Below are 13,858 nucleotides of genomic sequence, written 5' to 3'. Positions count from 1 at the left end.
ATTGATGCTAAATTAAATCAATGCAACGTTAGGAATGCTTTTCTGGCTTTTTGGGAAACATTAGGGAGGCTACCACACTCACTGTTAGAATCCCTAGAATTATAAAAAGAGAGTGCATTGTTTTGAAACCCCATTGATCTAACCAATGGTGACCAAGCATTTTCAACCCAATAAACACTAACAAAAGTGCCAATCCAACTTTCAAATAATGAAACTTATGAATCACGTTCACCAGTAGGAAAAACATAGAACGAAGTCCAAGGATGGCAAAAATATTAGAAAAGAATACGATGTACGGATCTTTTGTTACCGAGAAAATTGCGGGGATAGAATCAACCGCGAATACCAGGTCAGTAAACTCAACGATGAGCAAGACCACAAACAAAGGGGTAATAAAACGTTTTCCGTCGAACTTTACAAAAAATCTATTCCCTACATAATCCGGGTATACGGCGAAAAAACGTGATGCAAACCTGACAACTTTATGATTCTGGGTGTCAATCTTATCATCTTCATCCCGTTTAAGGAACATCATAACTCCGGTATAAACCAGGAAAGCACCGAAAACATACAATACCCATCCAAACTTTGCGATTAAGGTTGCACCGACAAATATGAAGGTAAATCGCATGATAATAGCACCGATAATACCCCAAACTAATACACGATGGTAATATTTCTCATCAACGCCAAAAGCACTGAAGATTAGCACCATAACAAAAATATTGTCCACTGAGAGAGCATATTCAATAATATAACCTGTTATGAATTCAAGGGCAAGATTCTGATTATAGAGATGCAAACTTTCTTCAAAGTTTCCAGGTATAAGCGTGATATTGTGAAAGTGCTTTTGGGTGACCTCCTCAAGCCGGGCAAAGTTGTCGATACCGTGCAAGATCTGACCTTCAGTCAATAAAAGGAAATAAAATCCAAGCGCAAACGATACCCAGATAAAACTCATCACTGCAGCTTCTTTGAATTTAACTACGTGGTCTTTCTTATTAAAAACCCCCAGATCAATAGAAAGCATCAGGATGATGAAAAGGAGAAAACTCCCAAAAAAGATATACTCGTTTGACATACTATTTTTTTCGTTCAGTCGTGAAGCGTACTAATTGCTCGAGGGCCGTACGCGATGTGTGTTCAGGGAATGTTTTTAGGATATCAAAAGCTTCATCCTGATACTGAAGCATTCGTTGGGTGGCGTAATCCAGGCCACCGCTTATCCGGACGAACTTGATAACTTCAGTTACTTTATCAGACTCTTCATTATGATTTTTGACAAGATTGATGATATGCCTTTTCTGAGAGCGGGTAGCTTTACTTAATGCGTAAATCAAGGGCAGTGTCAATTTCTTTTCTTTGATATCAATGCCCAGAGGCTTTCCGATATCATCAGTGCCAAAATCGAAAAGATCATCTTTTATCTGAAATGCCAAACCGATCTTCTCCCCGAATAAACGCATCCTTTCAACGGTTTCTGGATCAGCTCCTGCAGACGCGGCTCCACATGAACAACAAGAAGCGATAAGAGAAGCTGTTTTTTGGCGGATTACTTCATAATAAACCTTTTCGTCAATATCCAGGTGCCGGGCTTTTTCGATCTGTAGTAATTCGCCCTCACTCATCTGTTCAACAGCAAGCGAAACTATCTTCAACAGATCGAAATCGCCATTATTGATTGATAAAAGTAATCCTTTAGACAGAAGGTAATCCCCAACCAGAACAGCGATCTTGTTTTTCCATAATGCGTTGATGGAGAAAAAACCTCGCCGTTCATATGAGTTATCTACAACATCATCATGAACAAGAGTGGCTGTATGAAGTAACTCAACTAAAGCTGCCCCCCGATGGGTTGCATCGGTAATGCCACCGCACAAACTAGCCGAAAAGAAAACAAACATCGGCCTGATTTGCTTACCTTTTCTTTTGACTATATAATGTGTAATCCGGTCGAGAAGTGGAACTGAGCTGTGCATCGAGGCCTTAAACTTTTTTTCAAAAGCGTCGAGTTCGGAGGCAATAGGTTGTTTGATCTCGTTTAAGCCAGGCATTAAAGTTCGAATGCGGTTTTAGGATTTGGGAACAATGATGCAAACATATTGAAAAATGATGATTTAAGTGAATTAAACGGCAGCCATGAAGTCATTTTACCTTTTTGAATTAAAACTCAGAATTTCTGAAATTTTAATACTTTTGTAGCCCTTCGGAGAGGTGTCAGAGTGGCCGAACGAGCGAGCTTGGAAAGTTCGTGTATCCGCAAGGGTACCGTGGGTTCGAATCCCACCCTCTCCGCTAAACTCCTGAGGCATTTGCCCCAGGAGTTTTTTGTTTGATGACCATAGGCAAGCAAATCAGTAATCCACAGGATATTTTGGAACACTGCAGTCAAAAGACTTTATACCTTTATTTGCATGAACGATATGCTTACTATATACTTACTATGTCATCCCTTCGATCAAACACCTGTGAGCACCCCTGTATTCATATGTTAAGTAGATGCTTATCTCCTAAGGAGATGAGGATAAGTTTGAAGCGGGTAGTCAACTAATACATCAAGAAAAAAGGCCATCCTTTTTGCAGAGATGGCCGTTAGCATAAATCAGTATGATATGTTGTATTATTTATTGATCATCATTGTTGAGTAAAGCGGGTTCTTTTATATTCTGACAAAGGATATATTGATTGTTTCCAATCCAGGTCAACTGTGATATCCCGCCTGCAGTTACCCGATCTGCAGTGTCTCCTAATAATGCTATGGAGTGACTTTTAAGCTCGGGTTAAGGTCTTTCGCTTACTATGGGGCTAAGGTACTTCAGAACGCTGCCAACTAAACAAAGACTAAAGAAGACCCGACTCTACTTGTTTAACAATGAGTAGATTACAGTGTCTAGAAATCTTCCTTCATAGAATTCATTTTCTTTCAAATGTCCTTCTTTAATAAACTTACTTTTAAGAAGCACATTTTCAGAAGCTAAATTTTCCGGGTCAATGACCGCTTCAATAGAATGAAATTTCAAGCTGTTGAATGCATAATCGATCACCAGGTTAACAGACTCCCTCATTATTCCTTTTCCATGGTAGTCAGGATGAAGTACATATCCCAGCTCGGTTCTAAAGTTTTTTAGCTGCATCCTTAACAAGCAAATTATGCCAACTAGTTTGACATCTCCCTTAAGCGTTATCGCCCAGGCAATGGACTCATTATCTTCCAGGCCTTTCGTGATTGTTTGAATATGATCTAGCGCATCTTGTTTATTTTTAGCCAACGGCCTGGGAATATACTTCATGGTCGCAGTATCGGAACGAATTTCATAGATCTGGTCAACATCTTCCGGTGTAACCTGCCTTAACATCAGACGCTCAGACCGTAAATTTGGGAAAGGAGTAAAATTAACCTGAAGCATAATGTTTTAAGAGTATTTAGCAGTTAAAATTACTATAAAACCAATTGATCAAAAAGACGCTCGAGAGTTTGCTGTGGATCCTCACAAAAGCCAGGATGAACTTTTGAAGTCTGCAATACGGTGCTGCGTGTCGCGGTAAGCCATCGGAAACGCGAAGGCATATCCAACTCTCCAATTGGCCCGGCTTCCCTTCCTCCCTCAGCAATCTTTACGAAAGAATTTAAATTCTCTTTAATATTCTCAATTTCCATTACATCCATTGCATTGCCGTACACAGCGCTAATTTTATCCTCATCTAATTTACACAAAGCCTTCAAGTACTTCTGTTTAAAACAAAATAGGATCACTCCGACATTGAGAAATTCCTCTCGTTCAACCCTCGGTACCACCCTAATGACCGCGTATTCAAATAAGTCCTTTTCTTGCATTTTGAGCTTCATTTAGGAATATTGCTGAGTTTGCTATCCTCAGTTGTAAAAATTGGGTGTAAGCCTGCCGATGTTCATCGGTTGTCTCAAATATCCCGCCCAACCATTCATCAGGAATTAAACTTATAATTGAACTAATGAGTTCATCAGTCAGTATTACCCGAAATTCTTCATTGACCTGATCTAATTCTGTCGCCTGCTTAAGTAATACATGATCTTTGATTAGTGCGAAAGGTTGAATGGCCTTTTCACGCCAGTTTTGCCATGAGTGATGGAAATAAAACGAGGCACCATGATCGATCAGCCATAGCTCCTTGTGCCATACCAACATGTTGGTATTCCGGCAGGTTCGGTCCATATTGGTGAGCAGGCAGTCTAACCATACGATCTGCGAGGCAAGTTTAGAATCTACCTTCATAACTGTGGGATCAAACGTTATAGAGCCGGATAAATAGTGGAATGCAAGATTAAGCCCAACACTGAATTTTAACAAGTCTTGAATTTCTTCGTCCGGTTCCGTACGTCCGAAAGCTTCATCGAGATTTGCAAAAACGAGTTCTGGAACTTTAAAACCGAGCGTCCTGGCTATCTCGCCACCAATAATTTCCGCGATAAGAGCCTTTGCACCCTGTCCCGCCCCTCTAAACTTAAGTACGTATAAAAATCCATCGTCAGCTTCGGCGATTGCCGGCATTGAGCCTCCCTCCCTCAGGGGTGTTACATAGCGGGTAACATTTACCGTTCTTAAAAGATCATGAGTATGATTCATATTAATTACACTTAGCTTGTTGGACGAACGGCATTTTTATTTCAAATATCATACGCCGTCACCTGATTACCGCATTGTACTTAGCTGCTTAAAAATGTAAAGCATCTAACTTTAAGTAGCTCACCAGCTAAAGCTCCCCTGCTCATCAAACTTAAAACTTCTAACGGCACTTAACGCTGAAAAATCTTGAAAAAAAAAGCCCGGCTAGTGGCCAGGCTTAAATTTAGATTGATCGGATAGTTTTTTTACTTTTAAATCTTCATCAGCAGCTATTAATAAGCATTTGTTTCCCCGCGAAGGATATTAATTATAGTCAAAAAAACAATTTTGACATCCAGCATTATAGACCAGTTATTTAAATACCAAATATCATGTTCTACCCTTTTTTCCATAAGGTATGGTGTATCAGTAGCACCCCTAAATCCATTTATTTGGGCCCAACCTGTTATGCCAGGCTTTAAGTGATGACGAATCATATACTTGTCTATAATAGCGCGGTATTCTTCTGTATGTTTTAGCATATGGGGTCTGGGACCAACCACACTCATATTTCCAATTAGGACATTGAAAAATTGAGGAAGTTCATCCATACTGGTTTTTCTTAAAATTTTTCCAAAAAAAGTAACCCGGCTATCGTTTCTGGAAGTCTGCAGAGTATCAGAGTCGGGATTGCTTGTCATGCTCCTGAACTTGTAACAGTAGAATTTAGAGTTATCACGACCGCTGCGTAGTTGTCTAAACATTACGGGGCCTCTACTCTCGAGTTTAATAATTACAGCAATCAAAGGAAATAACCAGCTCAATAAAAACAGGATAACAACAGAACTGAAGACAATATCTGCCAAACGCTTTTTAAAGCGATTATCTATTTCTTCCAGCGGTTCATTTCTTAGACTAAAAACAGGAAACTCGCCCATATAATTTATAGTGAATGGGCCATCCAGTAATTGGCTGAAATCTGGGACGAACTTTAATCTCACACACTGCCTTTCTGCTTCAAGTATTAGAGATCCGGCTTCGCTCATCCGATCTGCGCTTAACGAGACATATACGTCTTTGATATTTCTTTCAGAAGCCTTCTTTATTTGCGCACAAGTGACTGGCAATAAGCGCCCGGAAGGGTCGACCAAAACCGAATCATCCTCAGAATCAAGAAAGCCGTGAAAGGAATATTGCTTCTTATTTGACTCAAAAAATGAAGCTAACCGCAAGCCCATTTGATTTAATCCCAAAACGGCAACCGGTCGTCCAGTTTTATAGCGTCGAACAAATTCAATTTCAACAATTGTGCAAAGAAATCTGCTGGTGATAAATCCTGTGATACAAAGAGAATAAAATAAGAATATTAAGTAATCGGAGATTTTTGTCTCCTGAAAAAATACGAGATAACAGACAAACAACCCTCCATGCAAAGTGACACTTTTCCATGTGCTGCGAAAAATCTGTTCAATATTTTCAATGTTTGCCTTGTTATAAAGTTGAAAAACATTGGCAGCGATAAGCCACGTTAGATTGACACTAATTAGATTTTCTTTATAATAATCAAATGTCTGAACATTGATTGCAAGATTATAGAAATAGTGCGCGATGAAATACGCACTATTAATTAATAATACATCAGACAAAATTAGGATAATGCGCAGGGAGTATAAGAACCGGTTTTGCATGATCTCGAAATAAGAAGAACCTCTTTAGAAAATGGTTGTCGATTAGAATTTGTAGAGTTGCAAGCTAAATGGAAGGCAATTGATGAAATACGACACGAAACTTCGATATCGGAGGCATTGAAAATTTCCTTGTAATTAGGTTCGCATGTCTCAAGCCCTGGAACAGAGTTTTCAATAATTTCTTGGTTGATCTGAGCTATTAATACAGTTTTCGGATATATAGCCTCGTGGGGGATTATCGTGAAAACAGTACGACTAAAAACAACTAAGCCCATTGTTTTCGGTCCATTTCGTTATATACCTCGCGAATACCGTCTTCCAAAGTGACCTTAGCTTTCCACCCCATGGAACTGAGCCTGCTTATATCCATCAGCTTCCTCGGTGCGCCATCAGGTTTAGTTAAGTCTGTGATAATAGCCCCCTTGAAACCCACTATTTTTTGGATTAGTTTAGATAGATCTAAAATGGAGATATCCTCTCCTACACCGATGTTAATTACACCGGGTTCATTATAAACTTGCATTAAGAATAGTAGAGCGCTGGCCAAATCATCCGCATGTAGAAATTCCCTTCTCGGAGTTCCGCTTCCCCATATTGTTACCGAGGCCTCCAGGTTATTTCGGGCAATAATGATTTTTTTTAGTAAAGCGGGCAGAACATGGGAATTGTGCAAATCGTAATTGTCATTAGGCCCATATATGTTAGTTGGCATTACAGAAATAAAATTGCAACCGTAATTATATCTATAAGCATCGCATAGCTTAATCCCAGCAATTTTTGCTATTGCATAGGGCTCGTTAGTTGGTTCGATTTCTCCGGTTAAAAGGTATTCTTCTTTGATGGGTTGAGAGCAAGCCTTCGGGTATATACATGAGGATCCTAAGAGCATCAATTTTTTAACCTTGTTCAAAAAAGCACAATGAATAACATTATTTTGAATCATGAGGTTATTATATATAAACTCAGCACGGTAAGTATCATTTGCAATGATTCCTCCAACTTTCGCAGCAGCCAAAAAAACATACCCAGGCTTTTCTACCTCAAAGAAAGTGCACACTTGCTGTTGATTTCTTAGGTCTAGTTCTTGGGAGGTGCGAACAATGATATTGCTGTAGCCATCTTTCTCTAGCTTCCTGACAATTGCCGAACCAACCATTCCTCTATGGCCGGCCACATATATCTTATCGGTTTTTTCCATCCTACTTTTCCTGATTAAATAAGTCCCGTACGCGAATAAAAAACTTACGTGGACTAATGTGAAACAATCTATGCTGGGAAGAAATTACAGTTGAAATACCTGTTCAAAGAATTCAGGAATTCTTGGCTAGACCTATAAATGCAACTTCATGACAAACTTGTTGCATGCTCCCCTTTTGTTAAATCAAACATTAAAAATGACTCTTCAAAAGAATTCATTATCCTGTCTACCGAAAGATACATTTCAGCATATCTTCGAGCATTTGCTGCTCGCACTTTTGCATTTTCCCCAAGCGCTTCAAGTATGCCTTCGTTTAATGCTGTTTGATTCTCGGCTTCCACCAATATTCCCATTTCGTGTTTCTGAATTAATGAATGCATTCCCGATTCAATATTTGCAGTAACTAACGCTACCCCGCCGATAGCTAAAACGGTATTCAGTTTAGATGGCATCACCAGATCGCAGGCATTACCTTTTTGAATAATAAGATGAACATCGGCCATATTTAAGAATCTATTGAAGTTCTCTATCGGTTGCAACGGAATAAAACGGACATTCTGTAATTTAAGCTGGGATGCTAAGCTCTGTAATCGATCTTTATATGGTCCCGAACCACATATCACAAACTTCAAATCCAGCCTATTCCTGAATTTTTGAGCTGAGTAAAGTACCGATTCAATCCCCTGCTTCTCACCAATTGCTCCCGAGTAGAGAATTATTTTATCTGAGGAGTTAAAACCGAAGGAATGTTTTAGACTAGCCCGATCATTGATCGGATAAAATTGATTTAAATCGGTGGTGTTATAAAATAGAGAAATATCTCTATGGGCCTTTTCTTTAACTTTCCGCAACATTCCTTCGCCCACACAGGTAATCCCATCACATTGATCAAAGATGTACTTCTCGAGTTTAAACAGGGCTCTAAGAGCTTTCTCAGATCTTATCATTTTTAAATCCCTGGCCGCTTCAATTTGGAGGTCATGTACATGGCAAACTAGTTGAGTACCTTTTACCTTCTTATAAAATATCCCTAGTAGGCCAAGGGTGACCGAGGGAAGAATTGTGATAACCAGATCAAACCTTTTCCCTATGAGTAATTGAAGGAGTTTAAAAAACGCTAAAATTAAAAATGAAAAGTCCATCAAGACTCTTTTCAAACCTGAGGGTGTTCCCGGAATATACATAGGACAGCGATGGACCGTTATACTACCCCCTGAATCTAAATGTTCAACCTCCGTAGTGTACCTGAATCGATCCTTAACATAGGGCTCCTGAACCTTCCAAAATGGATAGTACGGATAAGACGTAAGCACTGAGCAATTATAACCTTTTTTAGCAAGCCACTGAATTTGCTCACCGCTGTACTTTCCAATTCCAGTTGGTTCCGGATAAAAGTTGTACCCAATTAATAATATAGACTTTTTCATATCTAATTGGCTAAAAAGAAATTTTCTTAAGTTGAATCCGGGGAATTCGATCAGACGATTAACGCCAGACACATTGGAGATAAAATTTATTCCGGAAGAAGAGGATAATGTTTTTACTGGCCTGAATCCAGGCTCAGGTTAATTAACCTTAGTGAAAAGAACTTGATTAATTAAAAACAGCAGGTTCAGTGGCATGGAAGTCCACTTTCATTTGCCTGTTTCGGATAAATGTCGCAGGGTTTCCGGAATAGATACCATACGCCTCTAAGTTTTTGCTGGCTACCGAATTGACGGTTAATATGGAGTGCGACTTGCAGATAACCCCCGGGCAGACTACAGATTGTGCACCGATCCATACCCCATCCTCAATTTTTATCTTTTCTAATCGGTAAGCAAAATTGCTAACTGTATAATCATGGTTACCAGTCAACAACATAGCCCCCTGAGAAATTGCTACATTGTTGCCAATATCAATATTCTCAAGATTGTCAATCCAAACTGATTCTCCTATCCAACAATTGTCGCCAATTGAAAGTCTCCACGGATTTTTTATTCTCACTTTAGGTTTAATAACCAAACCCTTACCTACCCTGGCACCAAATAAATGGAGTAGCTTCTTCTTAAATCTATATGGCCAGGGAAAGGAGCTGTTAAAAACATAGTAATTAACAAAAAACCATATCAATACTTTCAACCTGGGACCTGCCTGGTAATTACCACAATGAAACTGTGAAAGATCTACCTTCATGAAACAATAAACTCTACCGGGGGTAAGACTCAATTCAAAACACAGTGCATCAGGCCTTGAGCTTTTCTTCTTCAATTAGTCGTAACGCGAATAACATTTCGACCATGGTCCTTTGAATGGTGTAGTGCCACCCCGCCCATCCATCTAGAATCAGTCCTTTAACGACAAGGCAATAAAAAAATACGAATATTGGGGCCAAAACCTTGGTCTTTCTAATCTTGGTAATTAATGAATTTCGACCCGGATTATCTGGGTCTAGCAGTTTCTGACATTCTTTTACAGAATAGCCGTTTAAATTATTAAGCCATCTGGTTAGTGATTTGCGGTCGTCGTGTAAAATAAAAGATTTGTAAAACCCTTCTCCTCCAGAAATCACCAGCCTATGAGCATGTCCATCATCAATGTAGCTGCACTCAGATCTCCTAAAAAAAACTGGACGTGGAGTGGTGTTATTTGTCAGCAATTGTTTCCCAAAAACCAAAAATTTAAACTGGGTATTGTAGGCTGAAATATGTCTATCATCAATTCTTAAAAAACCGATCGTTTCAGTTATAAACTGATCGGTTAACACGTAATCAGCATCTAAACTTATTACCCATTCACTATTAATCAAGGAAAGTCCATAATTACACTGGTGTGCGAATGTGTCAAAATCTCTATGGTATACAGTTACGTTGGGAAACTTGCTGAGAATTTCTAGTGTAGCGTCTGTACTGTAGCTATCTAAAACAACGATCTTTTCTAACCAAATCAGCCTCATTAAGACTCGTTCAATATTGGGTTCTTCGTCCTTCGTAATAATTAAGGCCTGTAAAATATTTGATCTTATTTTATCCACGACACTATCAATTATAAAATCGCACTGCTATACAAGAGTGTTTTTAAAGAGAGACTTCACTTTTTAATAGTAGCCTGTTATTGACGTTAGAATAAAATTCCAGATATCTGTTTGTAAGCGATCTCCAGTTAAAATCTCTCTTGATGTCCACCGGGGCCTTTTCTTGAATTTGAAGACGTTTTTCAGAATCCTTGTATATCGATTCTAATTTCTCTATCACTTTGCTTATTGAACCCTCGCTAATCCAGCCTAACTGGTTTTGAACCACATATTTTGACAATCCTACCTCACTACTTAAGAACACAGGGGTGCCCACCGACAATGCCTCTATGACAACCACACCAAAGTTTTCATTAAATGAGAGAAGTGCAAAAAGGTCTATTGATGAATAAAATTCATATTTCTGAACCTTATTTTTCCATCCAACCCAATCGATTTTATCTGCATTGCCACATTCTATAGCTAACTTTTTCAAGTAACTTATATAATCATCTTCCCCATTTCCGGCGATTTTCAATCTATAATCAAAGGTGACTGCAGACAAAGCCTGGATTAATAGATCAAGTCTTTTTTTAGGATCTATTCTTGATAAAAATCCGATTACAAAGGGCTCATTATCATTTCTAATTTTTGTGTGCTCAAAGTATTCGGATTCTACCAGATTTGGAATAATAGCTCCGGTCCAATTTCCCCCAATCATTTCCTGACTTTCATTCCATTCCATTTCTGATGACACATGAAGAAATGTATTCTCTAATAAGTATTTGCCAATAACGTAGTGCAGGAGTTGCTTTGTTCGCTTATTATTTGTGTTCAATATGTATTCACATAACATTCCATGCGGTGACAATACAGGCCTCACTCCACGAAATTTACATATGGCAGCGGCAATTACCATTGGAGGATTCCACCAGGAATGCAAATGGACTATGTCGAACTTATTAGCATTTAAGTAAATCATCTTCCAAAATGCGGGCGAAAGATGTGAATGCCCTCTTGAAAAACGTTTGAAGTAAAATACCTTCACACCGTCCACGATTAATTCGTTGTCTGCCTCTATTTCTAATTCGGTTTCGCCGTTTCCATTAGTTGTAAAAACTGTAACATCATGACCACTTTTTACTAAAGACTCAGCCAGCAGACTGGTCACCACAGTAACTCCCCCATAAACATAGGCGGGTTTATAAGTTGGTGTCAGAAAAAGTATATTCATACAAGCAATCTGCTTATTCGCTCTTAATTCTGCTTGAGATAGATCTTGCATAGGATCTCCGGATACTCCAGGCTCTGGTCAATGAAGACAATTTGTAGCCGCCGAAAATAGCATTCCACTTAGGATCTAAATACTTACAATACATTGAATATCCTTTATGAAACAAAGATCCCATGGGATCCCAGGGTTTAGGAGATCCAACAAAATGCAGAATCATGTTCCTCGATACTTCAGGCTTTTCCTTATGTGCTAACCATTCACAATTGAAGCGACGTGGCAGCTTCGCAAAGTTGCCTGAGCAAAAGATGTTTAAAAGTGATTGATCATGAGATGGCAGCTCCAACGGATACTGTAATGCTATTGAAAGACATTTGACTTTAACATTATTTCTTCGCCACTCCTTCAAGTTAATTAAAAGCACTCCCGCATTAAAATATTCAACATTTGGCGATATCCCTAGCTTGTTGATATAAAATTGATTTCCCAGAGTGTACATAAAACTGCCTCCCCCTACTGCTGCTAACGCATATCCGTTGAAATTAAAGTCGTTAATCTCTAAAACATCTAACTCAACTATAAGATCCGAATCCAAATAAAGCACCTGGTCACAAACAATTAGATCGGCCAGAAGTAATCTGCCGTAAGTAGTCCAATCCCCATGAAGTGAAGAAAAAGAGCCAAAATAAGATACAGGGTCAAAATCAATAAAGTGATAATCTCCGCTGAAGGATTCCCGGCCCAAAAGTTCGACTATTTGCTTTTTTTGGCATTGGGCAAGCCCAGCACACAAAATCCAAAGTTTTAAACTGCTTTGATTAGAACAATTACGGATCAATGAAGAAATGGTCACACCTAGACCAATCATACCAAGTTGATTGATGCAAAAAGCGATATTCATAAATTACTTATTGGAAACCAGACTTGATCGATTGAATATCAGCAATGAACAGAGAAGGAATTCTCTTAGAGTTTAGTTTATTTTTATTTATGCCAGCATCAACTGATTAATACCGTGTAGTTCAAGGTAGGCCTCCATCATCTTTTCAGCTTTGAACCGTTTGGAATTTTGAAAACCACGTTCAACTAATTTGGAACGAAAATCATTTTCTTTTAACCAGAGAAATGCTTTAGCAAACTCTTGCGGCTTGTACGGATCAGCATAAAGAGCACCATCACCGCCGACCTCGGGCAAAGGCTCGAAACTACTTGTTATAACAGGCGCACCACAGGCTTGAGCCTCAATCAATGGCCAGCCAAATCCCTCAGAAAAGGATGGGAAGATGTAGGCAAAGCATGCATTGTAAAGAGATACGAGAGTTTTATGATCAGGCTTGACGATGGATATTATCCGGTTTTTAAGCCCCAGGGATTCAGCATAACCTATCAAACTTTTGTTAGCTCCCTCGCCCGCAAAACAAACTAGCCCCGACCATTGGTCTCCGAGACAATTTACCATATCGATCAATAGCTTTCTATTCTTTCGAACATCATTTGAACCTACATGAAGTATAAAAGGAATATCCGGAACTATTCCGGCCTTAGTTAGTAAACCTTCATATTTTTCGTTAGCTATCACCCCAAAGTCGTTATTGAGTGAATTATAGACTACCCGCCAATGCAAATGGGACGTTGATTTAGGGTAGCTTAAAGCAATTAGTTGCGTTAACGTATGTTCTGTTACGGAAGCTAAACAGCACGATCTGCTGAGATGATAAAAAATCCACTTTTGAAAAATTTTTCCCGTTGCAGAAGCCGGTGCGTATGCATCAGTAAACCCTAATGCACCTCGTATAGCTAATACGTCGTGGCATGTGATACCTGTCTTGTGCGCAGGCAGGAATTTTAAATAAGGAGCGTTCCCCTGATCACAAACATGAAAGCGGGTATTAAATTTATCGAAATTCGCATTTTTTAGCCTGATAGCTAAAACCACGGGAAAGATTATGAATTTATCAATGTATCCTAACCATTTTCCCATGCCGTGACTGGCTCTGTTAACTAGTCGACCAAAAAAGACGGGCGGACGCCATATATCAACGGTTATCCCCTTTTTAATAAATCCCTTCTGAAGAATTTGAGCGAATCGGTCCATACTCTCAAGGTGGTCAAGGCGATAATTCCCAATTAAAATCATTCTAATATTTGAAGGTATTTGCTTCATTT

13 protein-coding genes and 1 tRNA gene are annotated in these 13,858 nt (G+C 39.1%); 1 reads left to right on the top strand and 13 read right to left on the bottom strand.

Annotation, left to right across the window (positions count from 1 at the left end):
- Positions 1-28: 28 nt before the first annotated feature.
- Both AC1MCB_RS19620 and AC1MCB_RS19615 read right to left on the bottom strand, forming a co-directional pair.
- Complete coding sequence (locus tag AC1MCB_RS19620; RefSeq protein ID WP_479966419.1) at positions 29-1,081, bottom strand: TerC family protein; 1,053 nt, start codon at positions 1,079-1,081, stop codon at positions 29-31.
- Position 1,082: 1 nt separating this feature from the next.
- Positions 1,083-2,054, bottom strand: coding sequence for a polyprenyl synthetase family protein (locus tag AC1MCB_RS19615; RefSeq protein WP_479966418.1), 972 nt, complete (start codon positions 2,052-2,054; stop codon positions 1,083-1,085).
- A gap of 154 nt (positions 2,055-2,208) precedes the next feature.
- On the opposite strand from AC1MCB_RS19615, the gene AC1MCB_RS19610 reads away from it, so the two are divergent.
- Positions 2,209-2,295: transfer RNA gene (locus AC1MCB_RS19610), tRNA-Ser, on the top strand.
- Between the two features lie 563 nt (positions 2,296-2,858).
- On the opposite strand, the gene AC1MCB_RS19605 is transcribed toward AC1MCB_RS19610, so the two are convergent.
- The 11 genes from AC1MCB_RS19605 to AC1MCB_RS19555 all read right to left on the bottom strand — a co-directional run bounded on the left by AC1MCB_RS19605 (position 2,859) and on the right by AC1MCB_RS19555 (position 13,856).
- Positions 2,859-3,407, bottom strand: a complete 549-nt coding sequence (locus AC1MCB_RS19605; protein WP_479966417.1) for a GNAT family N-acetyltransferase — start codon at positions 3,405-3,407, stop codon at positions 2,859-2,861.
- A gap of 32 nt (positions 3,408-3,439) precedes the next feature.
- Entirely contained in the window at positions 3,440-3,835 is a 396-nt protein-coding gene (locus tag AC1MCB_RS19600; RefSeq protein WP_479966416.1) for a DUF3037 domain-containing protein, read from the bottom strand.
- The gene (locus tag AC1MCB_RS19595) at positions 3,813-4,604 is read right to left on the bottom strand and encodes a HipA family kinase (RefSeq protein ID WP_479966415.1); all 792 of its coding nucleotides are present in this window, start codon (positions 4,602-4,604) and stop codon (positions 3,813-3,815) included. The genes AC1MCB_RS19600 and AC1MCB_RS19595 overlap by 23 nt, the downstream gene beginning before the upstream one ends.
- Before the next feature lie 272 nt (positions 4,605-4,876).
- Positions 4,877-6,229: an undecaprenyl-phosphate glucose phosphotransferase gene (locus AC1MCB_RS19590; RefSeq protein ID WP_479966414.1), complete on the bottom strand. Its 1,353-nt coding sequence runs from the start codon at positions 6,227-6,229 to the stop codon at positions 4,877-4,879.
- 307 nt (positions 6,230-6,536) lie between these two features.
- Positions 6,537-7,541 carry a GDP-L-fucose synthase family protein gene (locus tag AC1MCB_RS19585; RefSeq protein ID WP_479968763.1) on the bottom strand — a complete coding sequence of 335 codons (1,005 nt, stop codon included), beginning with the start codon at positions 7,539-7,541 and terminating at the stop codon, positions 6,537-6,539.
- Positions 7,542-7,615: 74 nt separating this feature from the next.
- The gene (locus tag AC1MCB_RS19580) at positions 7,616-8,896 is read right to left on the bottom strand and encodes a WcaI family glycosyltransferase (protein WP_479966413.1); all 1,281 of its coding nucleotides are present in this window, start codon (positions 8,894-8,896) and stop codon (positions 7,616-7,618) included.
- Between the two features lie 166 nt (positions 8,897-9,062).
- Positions 9,063-9,644, bottom strand: a complete 582-nt coding sequence (locus AC1MCB_RS19575) for a WcaF family extracellular polysaccharide biosynthesis acetyltransferase (protein WP_479966412.1) — start codon at positions 9,642-9,644, stop codon at positions 9,063-9,065.
- Positions 9,645-9,693: 49 nt separating this feature from the next.
- Positions 9,694-10,482, bottom strand: a complete 789-nt coding sequence (locus AC1MCB_RS19570) for a glycosyltransferase family 2 protein (RefSeq protein ID WP_479966411.1) — start codon at positions 10,480-10,482, stop codon at positions 9,694-9,696.
- A gap of 43 nt (positions 10,483-10,525) precedes the next feature.
- Positions 10,526-11,695, bottom strand: coding sequence for an XrtY-associated glycosyltransferase XYAG1 (locus tag AC1MCB_RS19565; protein WP_479966410.1), 1,170 nt, complete (start codon positions 11,693-11,695; stop codon positions 10,526-10,528).
- A gap of 13 nt (positions 11,696-11,708) precedes the next feature.
- Positions 11,709-12,593, bottom strand: coding sequence for a glycosyltransferase family 8 protein (locus AC1MCB_RS19560; RefSeq protein ID WP_479966409.1), 885 nt, complete (start codon positions 12,591-12,593; stop codon positions 11,709-11,711).
- A gap of 87 nt (positions 12,594-12,680) precedes the next feature.
- On the bottom strand, positions 12,681-13,856 hold the full coding sequence (locus AC1MCB_RS19555) for a glycosyltransferase (RefSeq protein WP_479966408.1): 1,176 nt from the start codon (positions 13,854-13,856) through the stop codon (positions 12,681-12,683).
- Between the last annotated feature and the right edge of the window lie 2 nt (positions 13,857-13,858).

This window comes from Daejeonella sp. AP26, from assembly GCF_056680515.1.
The sequence above is the reverse complement of the archived record's forward strand: the minus strand, read 5'-3'. Positions and strand labels throughout refer to the sequence as shown.